This is a genomic window from Tessaracoccus sp. MC1865 (assembly GCF_017815535.1).
Lineage (GTDB): Bacteria > Actinomycetota > Actinomycetes > Propionibacteriales > Propionibacteriaceae > Arachnia.
Window position 1 is genome coordinate 2,831,629 of record NZ_CP072596.1, and the last position, 17,251, is coordinate 2,848,879.

The window sequence follows — 17,251 nt, forward strand, 5'->3', positions numbered from 1 at the left end:
CGTCCACCAGACCGCATCCCAGCGACCCTCAGGACCCTCATGGCTCAGTCCCCTGCCGTCGTCGTAGACGGCCTCTCCTTCCACCTGCCCAACGGAGCCGTCATCCTCGACAGCGTCTCCGCCACGTTCCCGGCTGCCCGGACGGGGCTCATCGGGCCCAACGGCTCCGGGAAAACCACCCTGCTGCGCCTCATCGCCGGCCGCCTCCAGCCGACGGCGGGCCAACTGCTGGTCTCGGGACGGGTTCATCTCCTGCCCCAGCGCGTGTCGACTGCGAGCTCGGTCGCTGACCTGCTCGGCATCACACCCGTCCGATCCGCGCTGCGGGCCCTCGAAGCCGGGTCCGTCGACCAAGCGCAGTTCGACGCCGTCGGCGAGGACTGGGATGTGGAGCCCCGCGCCCTGGCCGCACTGGCCACCCTCGGGCTGCCGGTCGACACGGACTTCCTCGACCGCGACGCCGGCTCGCTGTCCGGCGGCGAAGCCACCCGGATCGCCCTGGCGGGCGCGCGGCTCGCCCGGGCCGACATCACCCTGCTCGACGAGCCCACCAACAACCTCGACACCCGCACCCGACGGTGGCTCCACGACGCCCTCAGCGCGTGGGCCGGCGCGGTCATCGTCGTCAGCCACGACCGCGACCTGCTGGAGCGCGTGGACGCGCTGGTGGACCTCGATCCCCGCGGCACCGTCAGCTTCGGCGGCCCGTTCAGCGCCTACCAGGAGCAGCGTGCCGCCGCTCAGGCCACGGCTGAGCGGCGACTTCGGGAGGCCGACGCCGAGGTGTCCCGCGCGAAGCGCGCCGCACAGGCGGAGCTGCAGCGGCAGGCCCAACGGGACCGCTCCGGGCGGCGTGAGCGGGCCAAGGGCAACGTGGACAAGATGGCCGCGCACTACTTCCAGGACCGCGCGGACAAGGGATCCGGCGCCAAGGCGGCGGCGCACGCCGCGGCCGTCGCCAACGCGCTCGCCACCCGCAGAAGCGCCGACGCCGCGGCACGCGCGCCCGAGGTGATCAGGATCGACCTGCCTGACACCACGGTGCCGCCGGGCAAGCGGATCCTGGCCCTGCATCGGCCCGGTGAGTCGCCGCTCGAGGTGGTCGGCCCTGAGCGGATCCGCCTCACGGGCGACAACGGGGCGGGGAAGTCAACGCTGCTCGCCCGGCTGCTGGGAAACGGCACCGCGTCCCGCCTTCTCCGCGACGTGGAGGTCACGCTCCCGCCCCAGGTGCCCGTCGGCGTGCTGACGCAGACACTCGACGAGTTGGACGCTTTCCCCTCCGCGCTGGAGGCGGTGCGGGCGGCCGCCCCGGGCCGGACGCCGCACGACGCCCGGGCGCTCCTGGCGCGGTTCCTGATCAGGGGTGACCGCGCGGACCAGCCGCCGGCCACCCTGTCGGGCGGTGAACGGTTCCGGCTGGGGCTGGCGCGCACGCTGTTCGCGGATCCGGCGCCGCAGTTGCTGGTGCTCGACGAACCCACCAACAACCTCGACCTGGCGTCGGTGGGGCAGCTGGTGGCGGCGCTCGGCGACTACCGCGGGGCGCTCCTCATCGTCACCCACGACGCGCACCTGGCCCGCGACCTGCACGTCACCCGTCGCTGGGATCTGACCCGGGAGGCGGGCGACGTGCGGATCAGTGACGGGTGAGGCGTCAGCCGCGGGCCTTGTCGGCGGCGATCACGCGACGCATGCCCTCGATGGCGGTGGGGATCAGGTTGCCGATCTGCGACGCTGCCTTCTCCTCGTCGGTCATGGGCTGGAAATCGTGGTGACCCATGATCATCATCACGCCGCCGGCGCGGACGCGGCGGGTGGCGGCGACGAGGAACAGCGTGGCACATTCCATCTCGGAGACCAGGCAGCCGCCCTTCACCCAGGCGTCCCACCGCTCCTTCAGGCGCGACGCCACGGGCATCGAATCCGGCGAGTGCTGCCCGTAGAAGGAATCCTTCGACTGCGAGACGCCCACGTGGTAGCGCTTCCCCATGTCCCGCGCGGCCTCGGTCAGGCCCATGACGAGGTCCTGGTGGGCGACGGCGGGGAACTCCATCGGCAGGTAGTGCAGGCCAGTGCCCTCGTCACGGATGGCGGCGTTGATCACGGCGACATCGCCGGGCTGCGTCTCCGGCTGCATGGCGCCGGAGGTGCCGACGCGCATGAAGGTGTCGGCGCCCACATGGATGAGTTCCTCGACGGCGATCGCGGTGGACGGGCCGCCCATGCCGGTGGACGTGACCGCGACTGGCACGCCGTCGAGTTCACCCGCCCAGGTGGTGTGTTCGCGGTTCGACGCGACGAAGCGGGGGTTGTCGAAATGCTGCGCGATGACCTCGCAGCGGCCGGGGTCGCCGGGGAGGAAGACGTAGCGCCCGATGTCGCCCTGGGCGAGGTGGATGTGGTACTCGTAACCCTCTGAGTAGGCCATGAATGCTCCTTACTGAATGTCAGCCAAGCTACCCGTATCCGGGCAGCCCCTGCTGGGTTTAGAGTTTGTCAGACACACCGTCGGGCGCGTCACCTCGGTGTGGGGCCGAGGAGGAGATGCGATGAACGTGCTGCGCCGTGTGCTGGCCGTCGCCGCCACTGTCCTCCTCGCCGTCCCGGCCGTGGCACGTGCCGATGAGGGCACCACCCCCGTCACGCCGGTCCGGCGCATCTCGTGCCCCACCGCCGAGCAGGTCTCGAAGGTGTCCGGCTACGACCTGTCCTCCCTGACCGCCACTCGCGCCTCCTGCTGGTACGAGAGCGCCCCCACCGCCGCGCAGGGCCCGCGGCAGCGCGTCGAGTTCACCTACACCAAGGACGCCGGCCTGGCCGCCGCCCGGTCCCGCGTCGAGGCGTGGCAGGACGCCACCATCCGCTCGGCCGTCGCGCTGGGCCCGGAGGCGTTCTCCTGGGAGTCCGCGGGCCCGGCCAACGTCTACTGGGAGGTCAGCCCCGGGGCGGTGGGCACGCTCAGCGGCGTCGACGACCACGCGAAGGCAGTGGCCACAGCGGAGTTGTTCCGCCCACAGATGGAGGTCTACACCGTGCCGGGCGAGCGCACGGTGGGCGGCCGGAAGTGGCGCACCACCTGCGAGCCGTACTCCGAAACCACCCGCTGCCGCACCGAGATCTGGGCGCACACCGTCGTGCCTGACGGGGCTTCCTTCCGCCGCCAGGAGGGTTGGACCTTCAACTCGCTGACGTACCTCTGGTCCAAGCGCGCGCTGTGGGCGCACAACCCGCTCGCCACCGACGGCACGTGGCGGGCCGACGGCCGGGTCTGGCGCACCGAGTGCGACACGGCCGTCACGGGACGGGGCGCCTGTCGAACCTGGCTTCGTCACCCCACCGTCGAGGTGGCATCGGACGGGGAGTTCGTCACCACCGTCGGCTGGGTGTTCAACAACCAGGTCCTGTTCAGCTGAGCCGAACCGGTCCGCCTGTCAACCAAAGCGCCGCTCATCGCGTCTTACCGGTACAGACCGCTGAGGAAGGCGATTCCAATGAAGCTCCGCACCACACTCACCGTCCTGGCCGCCGCAGCGATGTTCGCCGTCGGTGTGGCCACTCCCGCGCAGGCCGCCCCGGTCGCCCCCGTGGCCCGCGTCGCCTGTCCCAGCGCCGAGGCCGTCTCGGCCACCTGGGGCGCGAAGATGACCCGGACAGAGGTCACCACCACCTCCTGCCGCTACCAGAGGGTGGGCGGCGACGCCTACGACGGCTTCACCGTCAGCGTCGCCGTCGGCACCCCGGCCGAGGTCAAGGCGACGATCGCCGCCGAGTGGCCCGACGAGAGCCCCTATCCGTTCCAGCCGCAACCCGTACCGGCGCTGGGCGCCGATGCCTTCAAGTGGGCCGACGCCAGCCCTGCGTTCTACTACTGGACGTTCGCGCCGGGCGCGGTGGCCTCCATGACCGGCAACACCTGGGCCGTGTCCGAGGCCAACAACATCGCCACCGCCAAGCTCTTCAAGCCGATGATGGAGGTCTACACCGTCCCCGGCGAGCGCACCGTCAACTCTCGCCAGTGGCGCACCACCTGCGAGCCGTACTCGGCCACCGCCCGCTGCCGCACCGAGATCTGGGCCTCCGTCATCACGCTGAAGGACGGCCGGTACGTCAAGACCGACAGCTGGGCGTTCAACTCGCTCACGTACCGCTGGTCGGACCGTGCCCTCTGGAAGAACAACCCCCTGGGCAACACCACCCCGGGCTGGACCGCCACCGACGGCCGCAGGTGGCGCACCGAATGCGACACCGCCACCACCGGACGCGGCGCCTGCCGCAGCTACATCCTCGCCACCGTGATCGGCACCACCTCTTCCGGCTACCGCCAGGAGACCACGTGGGTCTTCAACAACCAGGTCCTCTTCAACCGGTGACGGGCACGTCACCCGGAGGGGGACGATGACCCAGACACGCCACGCGGGTGATCGCGCCACTGGGTGACATACTCGCCGGGTGACCGATAGAAACCACATCTCCGCACCAGGCACGGCCAGGACCTTCCACCGGATGAAGGTCCTGGCCGTCCTGCTGTTGTCGATGGGGATGTCGCTCATGGCCATCTCGTCGGTCAACGTGGCCCTGCCCACCATCCAGGAGGGGCTGGGCGCGACCGACCAGGACCTCCAGTGGGTGCTCGCCGGCTACGCGCTGGCCTTCGGAGTGACGCTGATCCCCGCCGGCCGCGCCGGCGACGTGCTGGGGCGTGGCTCCTGGTTCATCGTCGGTGCGGCGCTGTTCACCGTGGCGTCGCTGGCATGCGGTCTGGCGCCCAACGCGTTCATCCTGAACGCAGCCAGGCTGGTGCAGGGCGTGGGCGCGGGACTATTCTCGCCGCAGGTCACCGGCATGATCCAGCAGTACTTCAGCGGCGGTGGGCGGGCCAAGGCGTTCGCCCTGCTGGGCGTGACGATCTCCGCCTCAGTGGCGGCCGGCCCCGTCATCGCCGGTGCCATCATCGAGGCCGCCGGCCCGGAGACCGGATGGCGCTGGGCTTTCTTCGGCTACCTGCCCCTCGGCCTTGCCGCAGTCGTGCTGGGCCTGAGGTGGTTCCCGTTCGTGAAGGAACGCAGGCGACGGCTGGGCCTCGACGCGACGGCGGGCAGGGTCGATCTGGACCCGGTCGGCTCCCTGCTCATCACCGCCTCCGTGGTGGCCGTGATGTACCCGTTCATGGCCAGGCAGTCGTGGGCCTGGTGGCTCCTGCCCCTCGCCGCCGTCCTGATCCTCACGTGGTGGTTCTGGGAGCGCCGCTACAAGGCCGCGGGCCGCGAGCCGCTCGTGGACCTCGAACTCTTCCGCTACCGCTCCTTCCGCAACGGGCTGCTGGTTTCCGGCGCCGCCTTCCTGGGTCTGACCTCCACGTTCGCGGTGGTGGCGATCTTCCTGCAGAACGGGCTGGGGGTCGACGCGCTGCGCACCGGCCTTCTGGGGCTCCCCAACGCGGTGCTGAGCGCCGTCGCCTCGATCTACACGGTGCGCTTCGTGATGACGCGTGGCAGGCGACTCGTCGTCTTCGCGCTCGCGTTGATGGTCACCGGCGCCCTGTTGAGCATCCTGGTGGCGTGGGGCATCGGGGAGTTCGGCTGGTCGTTCTGGTGGCTCTCTGCCACGCTGGGTCTCAACGGGGCGGCCATGGGCGCCTTCGCCTCGGCGAACCAGACGTTGAGCATGCAGGACGTGCCCGTGCGCCACGGCGGCACGGCCAGCGGCCTGAAGCAGACCGTGGAGCGCATCACCACCGCGCTGGGCAACGCCGCCATCACCGGCGTCTTCTTCGCCGTCGCCGCCACGGGCTCATGGACCCTGGCGTTCATGAGCGCCTTCACCGGGATCGCAGCCTGCCTCCTGCTCGCGCTCGTGCTGGGGATCATGGACGACAGGCAGCATGCGCGCTGAAACTGCGCCGCGGACTTCCCGCGCCACATAGCTAGGCTGGGCCCCATGTCTTTCCCCCTCGGTGCCCACGTCGACTCCGTCAACCCCCTCGCCGACGCCGCCGCGCTCGGCGCCGGAGTAGTGCAGATCTTCCTCGGCGACCCGCAGAGCTGGAAGAAGCCCGCGGCCCTCACCGAGGGCGGGGCCGAGGCCCTCAGGCTGGCCGCCGCCGAGGCGGGCGTGCAGCTGGTCGTCCACTCCCCGTACGCGCTCAACGTCGCTTCGCTGAACAACCGCGTGCGCATCCCCAGCCGCAAGCTGCTGCAGCAGACCGTCGACGAGGCGGCTGCCGTGGGCGCGCTCGGGGTGGTGGTGCACGGCGGTCACGTCACCGCGAAGGACGACCCGGCCGTCGGGTACGAGAACTGGCGCAAGTGCGTGGACGGATTGAAACTGCCGGTGCCGATCTTCATCGAGAACACGGCCGGTGGCGGGCAGGCGATGGCGCGCTACGAGGAGTCGATCGAGCGGCTGTGGGACGCCATCTCAGGTTCGGACAACATCGGGCAGGTCGGGTTCTGCCTCGACACGTGCCACGCCCACGCGGGCGGGCTGGAGCTCGACGGCCTGGTGGGGCGCATCAAGGCGATCACCGGCCGCATCGACGTGGTGCACTGCAACGACTCCCGCGACGCCTACGACAGCGGCGCCGACCGGCACGCCAACCTGGGTCAGGGTCAGGCGGACCCGGAGGCGCTCATCGCGATCATCCGCGAAGCGGCCGTGCCGACCATCCTGGAGACCCCCGGCGGGGTCCCGGAGCACGACGCCGACCTGGCGTGGCTCCGGGCCCGGCTCTGAGGGCTACTTCCAGCCGTTGGCGACAGCCAGCCGCTCGGCCTCTGCGCGGTAGCGCTCCATGACCTCCGGCTTCGACGCGGCCTCGTAGGTCTCGGAGCCGGCCAGCTCCCAGGTGGGGAGCGTTCCGGTCAGCACCCACGCGGCCTGACGCGCGGCACCCAGCGCCACGTACTCGCCGGCCGGCGGCACGTCCACGGGCACCCCGAGCACCGCGGGGGCGATCCGTCGCACGGCCTCAGACTTGGCGCCGCCACCGATCAGCGACACGCGCTCAACGGCGACACCGAGCGCTCGCACCGCATCAAGACCCCCACCGAGCAGGCCCAGCAGGCCCTCGACGGCGGCGCGGGCGAGGTTCGACGGCGTGAAGTTGGCCAGCGTCATGCCCACCAGCGAGGCCGTGGCGTCGGGCAGGTTGGGCGTGCGTTCGCCCTCGAACCACGGCACGAGCGTCAGCCCGCCGGCGCCGGGCTCTGCCGACAGCGCCAGCCTGGCCAGCTCGTCGAAATCGACGCCCAGCACGGAGCGGGCGCTGTCGAGGATGCGGGCCGCGTTGAGGGTGGCGGTGAGTGGCAGCCAGGCACCGGTGGCGTCCGCGAAGCCGTTCACTGTGCCGGTGGCGTCGGCCACCGGGGTGCCGGAGACTGCAGCCACCACGCCCGAAGTGCCGATCGACAGCGACGTCTGGCCGGGCGCGAGGCCCAGCCCCAGAGCGGCCGCCGCGTTGTCGCCGGCGCCGGGCCCAATGAGGAACCCCGGCCCCTCGACCGCCTCGTGGGGACGCAGGACGCGGGGCAACACCACATTCGCGGCGTCGCGTCGCAGCGCCAACGACAACAGGTCGCGGCGGTACTCATTGGCGACGGAGTCGAAGTAGCCCGTGCCCGACGCGTCGGAGCGGTCCGTGACCAGGTCGTCGAGCGAGCGTGCGCCACGGATGCGCCACGTCAGCCAGTCGTGCGGGAGCGCGACGGCGGCGACCCGCGCCGCGTTGTCAGGCTCCTCCTCCGCCAGCCAGCGAAGCTTCGTCTGCGTGAACGACGCCAGCGGCAGGTGGCCGACGGCCTCCGCCCAGCCGTCGAACTCCGCGCGCAGGTCTGCGGCGGCCCCCGCTGAGCGGGTGTCGTTCCAGAGCAGTGCATCGCGGATCACGCGGCCGTCGGCGTCCAGCGCCACCATGCCGTGCTGCTGACCGCCGACGCTCAGCGCCTCGACGTCATCCAGCCCGCCGGCCTGCTCGACAGCCTGCTGGAACGCGTTCCACCAGTGTTCCGGGTCGACGGCGGTCCTGTCGGGGTGCGACGCCTGGCCCCGGCGCACCACAGCGCCGGAGTCGGCATCGACGATGAGCACCTTGCACGACTGTGTCGAGGTGTCGACGCCTGCCACCAATGCCATCGTCGGTCTCCTAGCCCTTGAGCAGGTGCCGCAGCGCTGCCTGCTGAAGTTCGACGAAATGATACTCGCGGGCGCCCTTCTCGGCGGGATCCGGCATCTCGGCCTTGCGCAGGTCCGCGATGGTCTCGCCCTCGGCGAGGGTGGGCTCCGCGAGCTCGAAGATGGAGGCCTTCTTCATCAGTTCCTGCACCTCGGGATCGGCGCGGAAGGCCTTGGCGCGGTCCGCGAGCATCGTGAAGGCCTCCATGTTGGCCTTCGCGGAATCCCAGATGCCCTCGACGCCCTCGGTGCGGCTGGGCTTGTAGTCGAAGTGGATCGGGCCGTCGTAGCGCGGCGCGTCCGGGCTGGCGGGGAAGCCGTTGACGATGAGGTCGACGGTGAAGAAGGCGCTCATGAGGTCGCCGTGGCCGAACACGAGGTCCTGGTCGTACTTCAGGCCCCGCTGGCCGTTGAGGTCGATGTGGAAGAGCTTGTCGCAGTACAGCGCCAGCCCGAGGCCCTGGGTGTAGTTGAGGTTGGCCATCTGCTCGTGGCCGACCTCCGGGTTCAGGCCCACGATGTCGCCGTGCTCGAGCGTGTTGATCAGGCCCAGCGCGTGCCCGATGGTGGGCAGGAGGATGTCGCCGCGCGGCTCGTTGGGCTTGGGCTCCAGGCCGATGCGCAACCCGTAGCCCTGCTCCTTGATGTAGCCGGCGACGGTGTCGAGGCCCTCGGCGTAGCGCGCGTGTGCCGCGTGGTAGTCCTTGGAGCTGTCGTACTCGGCGCCCTCACGCCCGCCCCACATGACGAACGTGCTGGCACCCATGTCGGCGGCGATGTCGACGGCGTGCAGGATCTTGCGCAGCCCGTAGCGACGCACGGAGCGGTCGTTCGAGGTCAGGCCGCCGTCCTTGAACATGGGGTGGCTGAAGGTGTTGGTGGTGACCATCTCGATGGTCAGGCCGGAAGCGTCACACGCCTCCTTGAACTTGGCCAGCCGCTTGGCGACGGTGGCGTCGTCGGCATCGAACGGATAGACGTCGTTGTCGTGGAAGGTCACACCCCAGGCGCCGAGCTCGGCGAGCTTGTCGGTGTAGTACCAGGGGTCGAACTCAGGCCGCGTGTCGCTGCCGAAGGGATCGGTGCCACGCCAGGCCACCGTCCAGAGACCGAAGGAATAACGAAGATCAGACACGGGACTCTCCTCCATTGGATTTGTTTTCTGAGAAAACAATATCAGCACGACCCCAGACACGGCAACGGGCATCGCCGAACTTTGAGAGCCCTTTGCCACACCCGATAAGCTGACCCCGCCACCAAGAACCCAAACCCGAGGGGAGCTCTGGCGTGCTCTATGCCCTGATCGCCGTCCATGCGATTCTGGGCGCCCTCACGCCCCTGATCGTGAAGCGGATGGGGGCCCGTGCCTACTTCATCCTGGCGCTCGCCCCGTTGGCCGCAGGCAGCTGGTTGGTCTCCAAGGCGCCGCTGATCCTGGCGGGCCGCCCCTACGTCGAGGCCTACGGCTGGATCCCGGCGCTCGACATCGATCTCACGCTGCGCCTGGGCCTGCTCCAGTGGGTCCTGGCGATGATCGTCACCTGGATCGGTGTGGGCGTCCTGATCTACTCCCGCTGGTACTTCGAGGGCCTCACCAGCGGCCGGTCCGCCGCGGTGCTCACGCTCTTCGCCGGCACGATGCTGGGGCTGGTCACCGCGGACAACCTGGTGGTGCTCTACGTCTTCTGGGAACTGACCACGGTCTTCTCCTACCTGCTGATCGGCCACGACCCCACCCGCCGCGCCAACCGCGGCGCCGCGCACACCGCGCTGGTCGTGACCACCACCGGTGGCCTGGCCATGTTGATCGGCATCATCGCCCTCTGGAGCGCCTCCGGCACGTTCTCCCTCGAGCAGATCGTCGCCAACCCGCCGACGGGGGTCCTCGCCACGGCGGGCGCGCTCCTGATGCTGGTGGGCGCCCTGTCGAAGTCGGCGCTCGTGCCGTTCCACTTCTGGCTGCCGGGTGCGATGGCGGCACCCACGCCCATCTCCGCCTACCTGCACGCCGCGGCCATGGTGAAGGCCGGCGTCTACCTTGTCGCCGTGCTGGCCCCGGCGTTCGCGACGGTACCGTTCTGGCGGCCGGCCGTGATGCTGCTGGGCACCCTCACGATGATCATGGGCGGCTGGCGCGCGCTGCGCCAGACGGACCTCAAGCTGCTGCTGGCCTACGGCACTGTCTCCCAGTTGGGGTTCATGGTGCTGCTGGCGGGCATCGGCACGGAGGCTGCCGCGTTGGCGGCCATCGGCACCGTCATCGCCCACGCGCTGTTCAAGTCCACCCTGTTCCTGTGCGTCGGCCTCATCGACCACTCCGCCGGCACCCGCGACATCCGCGAGCTCAGCGGTGTCGGGTACCGGGTGCCCTGGCTGGCCGTCCTCGCGGGCCTCGCGGCGCTCTCCATGGCCGGCATGCCGCCGTTGGTGGGCTTCCTCACGAAGGAGGCGGCGTTCGAGTCGATCGTCTACCTGGTGGTCGGCGACATCCAGGCTGTCACGCCCCTCGCTGCGGCGGCGCTGGCCGTCGCGCTGGTGTTCGGCTCCGCCATCACCGTGGCCTACTCGCTGCGCTTCTGGTGGGGCGCCTTCGCCTCCAAGGACGGCGCCCCGGCGCTCAGCTGGCACCGTCCCGCCCTCGGCATGGCCGGCGTGCCGATGTTCCTGGGCGCGCTCAGCCTGGTGCTGGGCTTCCTCGGCCCCCAGCTCACGGAGATTCTCACCCCCTACGCCGCCCAGGTCGGGCACGGGCAGCCCAGCCACGGCCTCGCGCTGTGGCACGGCGTCTCCTGGCCGCTCGGGATGTCCATGATCGCGGTGGCCGCGGGCGTGCTCCTCTTCGTTTTCCGCGAGCGGATCGCCGACATCCAGGGCACGTTCCCGACGACCACCACGTCGGAGGAGATCTTCCACCGCTCGATGCACGGGCTGGACCGGATCTCCGTCGAGGTCACCGCGCGCACCCAGCGCGGCTCGTTGTCGATCTACCTCGGCACCATCCTGCTGGTGATGGTCGCCCTCTCCACCTACGCCATGCTGCGCATCCGCATCTGGCCCACCTACCGGCTCTTCGACAACTGGCCCCAACTCCTCGTCGCCGCCGTGATGGTGACCGCCGCGGCCCTGGCGGCCGCCTCCCGTGGCCGCATCCGCGCCGTCCTGCTCGTCGGCGTCACCGGCTACGGCCTCGCGCTGCTCTTCGCCATGGGCGGGGCGCCGGACCTCGCGCTCACCCAGGTCCTCGTCGAGACCGTCACAGTGGTGGTCTTCGTGCTCGTGGTGCGAAAGCTGCCGCGCTACTTCACCAACCGGCCGCTGAGCTCGACGCGGTGGTGGCGCGTGCTGATCGCGCTGGCCGTCGGCACCACGGTGACGCTGATCTCGCTGGTCGCCGTGGGCGCCCGGGTGGCAGAGCCCGTGTCCAAGGCCTGGTACGAGGCCGCCTACGAGTTCGGTTACGGCAAGAACATCGTCAACGTCGCGCTCGTGGACATCCGAGCCTGGGACACGCTCGGCGAGATCTCGGTGCTCGTCATCGCAGCCACCGGCGTCGCGTCGCTGATCTTCCTCCGCTCCCGGGTGGTGGGGATCACCTCGACGGCGCAGGCCTTCGAATCGCGCGAGGACGAGCCGCAGGCGGACAGCTCGCCGGGCGTGTGGCTGCGTGCCGGCCAGACGCTGTCGCCGATGGTGCGCTCGCTCGTCTTCGAGGTCGTCACCCGGATGCTGTTCGGCGTGATGATCGTGGTGTCGGTCTACCTGCTGCTCGCGGGCCACAACTGGCCGGGCGGCGGCTTCGCCGGTGGCCTCGTGGCGGGCATGGCGCTGATGACGCGCTACCTCGCCGCCGGCCGCCACGAACTGGACGAGGCCGCCCCGTTCGACGCCGGACGACTCCTCGGCGGCGGGCTCATCCTCGCGCTGCTCGCTGCCATCACCCCGGTGTTCTTCGGCGGCAACATCCTGCAGAGCTACGACGCCCACCTCACCATCCCCCTGCTCGGCGAGCTCCACCTCGTGTCCTCGACGGTCTTCGACATCGGCGTGTACCTCGTCGTGATCGGCATGCTGCTCGACGTGGCCCGCAGCCTCGGTTCCGGCATCGACCAGCACGCCTCCGAGGAGATCGCACCCATGCCCATCCCGGATTCCACCAAGGCGATCCCCGGCTACGGAGAGCGCCGATGACAGCGAACCTCGTCCTGGCCATTACGGCCGGCGCCCTCGTCGCGGCAGGCGTGTACCTGCTGCTCGAGCGCTCCCTCACCCGCATCCTGCTGGGCGTCATGGTGGCCAGCAACGGCGTGAATCTGATGTTCCTGGTGGCGGCCGGCAAGCCGGCTCTGGCGCCGATCATCGGCCTCGGCGACTCCGGCGCGGACGGCGTCTCGGACCCGTTGCCCCAGGCGATGGTGCTCACCGCGATCGTCATCACCATGGCGGTGGCGGCGTTCGTGCTGACGCTCGCCTACCGCAGCTTCCAGCTGCACGGGCACGACGAGGTGGCCGACGACGTCGAGGATGCGCGCATCCGGCAGCTCGCGCTCGACGACGTCACCTCTGAGTCCTACGAGGACACCACCTTCTCCGACACCGGCGCGGACGTGGTCAGCGAATGATGCTCCACAACCTCCTCCCCCTCCCGGTGCTGCTCGCCATCGGCGGCGCCGCCGTCGCGCTGGCCCTCCCCCGTCGCCCTGGGCTCCAGCGCCTGGTGTCGATCCTCAGCCTGAGCGGCATCGTCGCCCTGGGTGCCCTGTTCATGTGGCTCACGCACGCCAACGGCCCCATGGCCCTCTGGCTGGGCGCGTGGGCCGAACCCCTCGGCATCTCGCTGGTGGTGGACCGGCTGAGCGCGCTCATGCTGTTCGTCGCCTCCGTCATCGCTCTGGGCGTCCTCCTGTTCGCCACCGGCCAGGACAGGGACGAGGTCAAGCGCGAGACCCCCGTCTCGATCTTCCACCCCACCTTCCTGCTGCTGATGGCCGGAGTCTCGAACGCGTTCCTCGCGGGTGACCTATTCAACCTGTTCGTCGGCTTCGAGATGCTGCTGTTCGCGTCCTACGTGCTGCTGACGCTGGGTGGCACGTCGGACCGGATCCGGGCTGGCACCACCTACGTCGTGGTGTCGCTGCTCAGCTCGTCGCTGTTCCTGATCTCAATCGCGGCCATCTACGCCGCCACGGGCACCGTCAACATGGCCCACCTCGCCGTCCGGCTGCGCGACCTCACGGAGCCGGTCCAGCTGCTGCTCGAGGTGCTGCTGATCGTGACGTTCGCCATCAAGGCGGCGGTCTTCCCGCTGTCGTCGTGGCTACCGGATTCCTATCCGACGGCGCCGGCCCCCGTCACCGCGGTGTTCGCCGGGTTGCTGACCAAGGTGGGCGTCTACGCCATCATCCGCACCGAGACCCTGCTGTTCCCGGCGGACACCGTCTACAACGTGCTGCTCGTGGCGGCTCTGCTGACCATGGTGCTGGGCATCCTCGGCGCCATCGCCCAGGTGGAGATCAAGCGAATGCTGTCCTTCACGCTGATCAGCCACATCGGCTACATGATCTTCGGCGTCGCGCTGGGCACCGACGCGGGCCTGGCCGCCACCATCTTCTACACCGCGCACCACATCACCATCCAGGCCACGTTGTTCCTCGTGACGGGACTGATCGAGCGACGCGGCGGCACGTCGTCGCTCGACGGGCTGGGCGGCCTGCTGAAGGTCGCCCCCCTGCTGGCGGCGCTGTTCTTCATCCCCGCCATGAACCTCGGTGGCATCCCTCCGCTGTCGGGCTTCATCGGCAAGCTCGGCCTGCTCCAGGCGGCCGCTGAGGTGGGCACCCCGCTGGCCTGGACGGTGCTCGCCGGCGGCGTGCTGACCAGCCTGCTGACGTTGATGGCGATGGCCAAGGTCTGGAACCGGGCATTCTGGGGCGTCACCCCCGCCGAACAGCGCCGGGCGGATGCCGCGGCGCAGGACCTCGACCCCGACGAGATCGCCGACGAGGACACCCGCCCCATGCCCCCGCTACAGGTGGGCGCCACCATCGGGCTGATCCTGTTCAGCCTCGCCCTCACGGTGTTCGCCGGCCCGCTCTACGAGTACGCGCACGCCGCCGCAGCCGCGCTGCGCGACGGTTCCTACGTCCAGGCCGTGCTGCCGGGAGGTCTGCGATGATCGCCAGGTCCCGCGTGCCCCTGGCAGAGCGGCTCACGTTCCGGCCGCTGTCGGTGCTGTCCATGGCCACCGTCTGGGTGCTGCTCTGGGGCAGCGTCTCCCCCATGATCATCGTGTCCGGCCTCCTGCTGGGCTACGTGGTGGGCATCGTGCTCCCGCTCCCCCCCGTGTTCTGGAAGGGTCGCCTTCGGCCGGTGGGCATCCTGCGGTTGATCGGGCACCTGGTCTACGACCTGGTCGTGTCGTCCATCCGCGTGTTCCTGCTCGCGTTCCACCGGAAGGTCGACCTGCGCGCGGGCATCGTGCGGATCGACCTCATCACCGACAACGACCTCTACCAGGTGCAGGTGGCCGAGATGATCTCACTGGTGCCCGGCACCGTCGTCGTCGAAGTGGTGCGCAACCCGCGCCGCCTCTACCTGCACGCCATCCAGTTGCACGGCGACGACCCCATCGGGCGGGTGCAGAAGATGGCCGTCGACGTGGAGTCGCGGGTGGTGCGCGCCTTCGGTTCCCGCCGCGAGATAGAGGACTTCAACGCCGCGCTGCACCACCACCCGGCCCCCGACGCCCTCGACCTGGAGGTCGAACCATGATCCTGGCCACCAACATCATCCTGTCCGTCGCGGCCGTGCTGCTGACCGTGGCGGCGTTCATCGGCGTCAACCGGATCGCGGCGGGCCCTTCCCAGCTCGACCGCTCCGTCGCGGCAGACCTCATCGTCGCCGTGATGGTGGCCTCGCTCGGGCTGTGGGTGGTCTGGACGGACATGTCCACGGAACTGATGGTGCTCGTCCTGCTGTCGATGCTGGGCTTCACCAGCGCCGTGTCGGTGGCCCGCATGGTGTCGGACCGGATGCTGCAGCGGCACCGCTACAACCGACAGCGGAAGGAGCGGGTGTGATGGACACCGTCTTCGACTTCATCAGCGCACTGTCCATCCTGGTGGGGGCCATCCTGTGCTTCGGCGCCGCCGTGGCCCTCGTGCGCTTCCCTGACCTGCTGGGACGAATGCACGCCATCACCAAGCCGCAGGTGCTGGGGCTGATCTTCGTCTCCGTCGGCATCGCGCTCAGCCTCCGCACCTGGTGGGCCCTGGGATTGTGCCTGCTGATCATTGCGCTGCAACTCCTGACGGCTCCCGTCTCGGCGAGCATGGTGTCGCGCTCGGCCTACCGAAGCGGGCTGACGGATGATTCGGAACTCCTGGTCAACCACCTGGCCGAAGACCTCAAGGACGCCGGCTTCCGCCACCTGGACTGAGACGGTTTCCTGGGCCCGCCGCCTGCGGCTGGGTCAAAGGATCGACGCCGGCCGCGGCTGCCGCCTGCTCGTGGTCGGCTACTGCTGACGGGGAAATGTCAGGGGCACCTGCTAGCACAAGTTGCGACTGACAACATGTTTTTCCTTGTTTTAGACCGTGCGTTCCTTTAGCATAGTTCACATGAGCGAAGCGCGGGAACTGATGCAGCAGGGCATCGCTGCGCTCTGGGACGCCGCAGGCTCACTCCTAACTGATTCACCGGCCGCAGAACGGTTGGGCCACATGGTGCACACCGTCACCGAGGCCGAGGCCCAACTGGCCGGGCTGCGTCTCCACCTCCTCCATGAGGCCCGCCTCTCCGCCGCCGACGGCGTGGTGGAAGAGGTGCGGCAGTCGGTGCGCACCACCACCGGTCAGGCCACCGCCTCATTGAAGCTCGCCATGGATCTCGGGGAGCGGTTCCCGCTCATCGCTGATGCGTTGAACGACGGGGAAATCTCGCTGGCGCAGGCCGAAGCGATCATCTCCGGGCTACGGAAGCTCCCCAACGCTGTGACGCGTGCAGAGGTGGAACTGTGCCAGCGCTCCGTCCTGGCGGAGGTCCACAACCTCGGCCCGGACGAGTTGCGGGAACTGGCCAGCCACGTGTTCCGGGTGATCGACCCCGACGGCGCCGACGCCGAAGACAAGAAGAGACTCGACGCCCAAGACCGCGCCGCCACCGCAACCGGTACCTCACCATCACCCCGGACCACCACGGCGCCTCCCGCTTCACCGGCCTGCTGCCCACCGCCCAAGCGGAACTACTCGCCGCCCAACTGGACGCGGTGACGCCGCCAGCCTCGTCGTACCGCGACTCCGACGAACCCTCCGGCCCCGCCATGCGCCGCGCGGACGCGTTGATGATCCTGGTCCACACCGCCGCCGCCACCGGGGAACTCCCCGCCCACGGCGGAGACCGCCCCCAGGTCCACATCACCGTCAACTACGACACCCTGCTCACCGGCCTGGGACGCGTCGACGTCCTCGGCGGCCACAGCCTAGGCGGCCTATCCGCCGCCGACGCCAGACACTTGGCCTGCGACGCGGACCTGATCCCCGTCGTCCTCGGCACCAAATCCCAACCCCTGGACGTCGGCCGCAAACACCGCCTGTTCCCCACCGGGATCCGCACCGCCCTCGCACTGCGCGACGGAGGCTGCGCATTCCCCGGCTGCACCGCCAGACCTGCCTCGTGTGAGGCGCACCACATCGTCCCCTGGTGGGCAGGCGGAACCAGCTGTCTAGGCAATGCGGTGCTTTTGTGTCCGCACCATCACCGGTTGGTCGAACCAGACCCTCAACAGTCAGCCGAATCGCAGTGGCAGGTCCACCTCGACCCGGACACCGGAAAGCCGTGGTTCACCCCACCCCGACATGTCGACCCGGCGCGAAGGGCGAGGCAACACCGCAGGCACCTCCTGCGCGAACACCTCGTCTCCTCGACCAAGGCACCACCCTGCCCAGACGAACCCGAGCCCCCTGACCTCAGCCGGCTCGAGGACCTGATCGCCCGCACCGCGGCCGTCTGGCAATCCGCTGCCCCTGAGGGCGTGGCCTGCCGGGCGTCGTCGAGATAGGGCCCCACGGAGACCACAGCTTGA

Annotated in this window: 16 protein-coding genes; 13 read left to right on the forward strand and 3 right to left on the reverse strand. The window is 69.8% G+C overall.

Annotated features, from left to right (window positions below; translation table 11 throughout):
* Positions 1–39 precede the first annotated feature (39 nt).
* Positions 40–1,653: an ATP-binding cassette domain-containing protein gene (locus J7D54_RS13160; RefSeq protein WP_182763251.1), complete on the forward strand. Its 1,614-nt coding sequence runs from the start codon at positions 40–42 to the stop codon at positions 1,651–1,653.
* A 4-nt stretch (positions 1,654–1,657) separates the two neighbouring features.
* On the opposite strand, the gene udp is transcribed toward J7D54_RS13160, so the two are convergent.
* The gene (udp, locus tag J7D54_RS13165) at positions 1,658–2,431 is read right to left on the reverse strand and encodes a uridine phosphorylase (protein ID WP_182763250.1); all 774 of its coding nucleotides are present in this window, start codon (positions 2,429–2,431) and stop codon (positions 1,658–1,660) included.
* Positions 2,432–2,552: 121 nt separating this feature from the next.
* Between udp and J7D54_RS13170 the strand changes: the two genes are divergently transcribed.
* The 4 genes from J7D54_RS13170 to J7D54_RS13185 all read left to right on the forward strand — a co-directional run bounded on the left by J7D54_RS13170 (position 2,553) and on the right by J7D54_RS13185 (position 6,735).
* Positions 2,553–3,416 carry a hypothetical protein gene (locus J7D54_RS13170; RefSeq protein WP_182763249.1) on the forward strand — a complete coding sequence of 288 codons (864 nt, stop codon included), beginning with the start codon at positions 2,553–2,555 and terminating at the stop codon, positions 3,414–3,416.
* A 78-nt stretch (positions 3,417–3,494) separates the two neighbouring features.
* On the forward strand, positions 3,495–4,373 hold the full coding sequence (locus tag J7D54_RS13175) for a hypothetical protein (protein ID WP_182763248.1): 879 nt from the start codon (positions 3,495–3,497) through the stop codon (positions 4,371–4,373).
* 79 nt (positions 4,374–4,452) lie between these two features.
* The gene (locus tag J7D54_RS13180; protein WP_245244025.1) at positions 4,453–5,895 is read left to right on the forward strand and encodes an MFS transporter; all 1,443 of its coding nucleotides are present in this window, start codon (positions 4,453–4,455) and stop codon (positions 5,893–5,895) included.
* Between the two features lie 45 nt (positions 5,896–5,940).
* Positions 5,941–6,735 (forward strand): deoxyribonuclease IV, encoded by a 795-nt coding sequence (locus J7D54_RS13185; protein WP_182763247.1) that lies wholly within the window; start codon positions 5,941–5,943, stop codon positions 6,733–6,735.
* 3 nt (positions 6,736–6,738) lie between these two features.
* On the opposite strand, the gene xylB is transcribed toward J7D54_RS13185, so the two are convergent.
* Entirely contained in the window at positions 6,739–8,133 is a 1,395-nt protein-coding gene (gene xylB / locus J7D54_RS13190; protein WP_182763246.1) for a xylulokinase, read from the reverse strand.
* A 10-nt stretch (positions 8,134–8,143) separates the two neighbouring features.
* Positions 8,144–9,307, reverse strand: coding sequence for a xylose isomerase (gene xylA, locus J7D54_RS13195; protein WP_233120763.1), 1,164 nt, complete (start codon positions 9,305–9,307; stop codon positions 8,144–8,146).
* A gap of 152 nt (positions 9,308–9,459) precedes the next feature.
* Between xylA and J7D54_RS13200 the strand changes: the two genes are divergently transcribed.
* The 8 genes from J7D54_RS13200 (at position 9,460) to J7D54_RS14325 (ending at position 17,227) form a co-directional block, all read left to right on the forward strand.
* Positions 9,460–12,360: a Na+/H+ antiporter subunit A gene (locus J7D54_RS13200; protein ID WP_182763245.1), complete on the forward strand. Its 2,901-nt coding sequence runs from the start codon at positions 9,460–9,462 to the stop codon at positions 12,358–12,360.
* The gene (locus J7D54_RS13205) at positions 12,357–12,791 is read left to right on the forward strand and encodes a Na(+)/H(+) antiporter subunit C (RefSeq protein WP_182763244.1); all 435 of its coding nucleotides are present in this window, start codon (positions 12,357–12,359) and stop codon (positions 12,789–12,791) included. The genes J7D54_RS13200 and J7D54_RS13205 overlap by 4 nt, the downstream gene beginning before the upstream one ends.
* On the forward strand, positions 12,788–14,344 hold the full coding sequence (locus tag J7D54_RS13210; RefSeq protein ID WP_182763243.1) for a Na+/H+ antiporter subunit D: 1,557 nt from the start codon (positions 12,788–12,790) through the stop codon (positions 14,342–14,344). Before J7D54_RS13205 ends, J7D54_RS13210 begins: the two co-directional genes overlap by 4 nt.
* Positions 14,341–14,940, forward strand: coding sequence for a Na+/H+ antiporter subunit E (locus tag J7D54_RS13215; protein WP_182763242.1), 600 nt, complete (start codon positions 14,341–14,343; stop codon positions 14,938–14,940). The genes J7D54_RS13210 and J7D54_RS13215 overlap by 4 nt, the downstream gene beginning before the upstream one ends.
* Positions 14,937–15,248: a monovalent cation/H+ antiporter complex subunit F gene (locus J7D54_RS13220; RefSeq protein ID WP_076061396.1), complete on the forward strand. Its 312-nt coding sequence runs from the start codon at positions 14,937–14,939 to the stop codon at positions 15,246–15,248. The genes J7D54_RS13215 and J7D54_RS13220 overlap by 4 nt, the downstream gene beginning before the upstream one ends.
* On the forward strand, positions 15,248–15,607 hold the full coding sequence (mnhG, locus tag J7D54_RS13225) for a monovalent cation/H(+) antiporter subunit G (RefSeq protein WP_182763241.1): 360 nt from the start codon (positions 15,248–15,250) through the stop codon (positions 15,605–15,607). The genes J7D54_RS13220 and mnhG overlap by 1 nt, the downstream gene beginning before the upstream one ends.
* A 181-nt stretch (positions 15,608–15,788) precedes the next feature.
* On the forward strand, positions 15,789–16,439 hold the full coding sequence (locus J7D54_RS14355; protein ID WP_182763240.1) for a DUF222 domain-containing protein: 651 nt from the start codon (positions 15,789–15,791) through the stop codon (positions 16,437–16,439).
* Positions 16,349–17,227: an HNH endonuclease signature motif containing protein gene (locus tag J7D54_RS14325; RefSeq protein ID WP_256437900.1), complete on the forward strand. Its 879-nt coding sequence runs from the start codon at positions 16,349–16,351 to the stop codon at positions 17,225–17,227. Before J7D54_RS14355 ends, J7D54_RS14325 begins: the two co-directional genes overlap by 91 nt.
* The last annotated feature ends 24 nt before the right edge of the window (positions 17,228–17,251 follow it).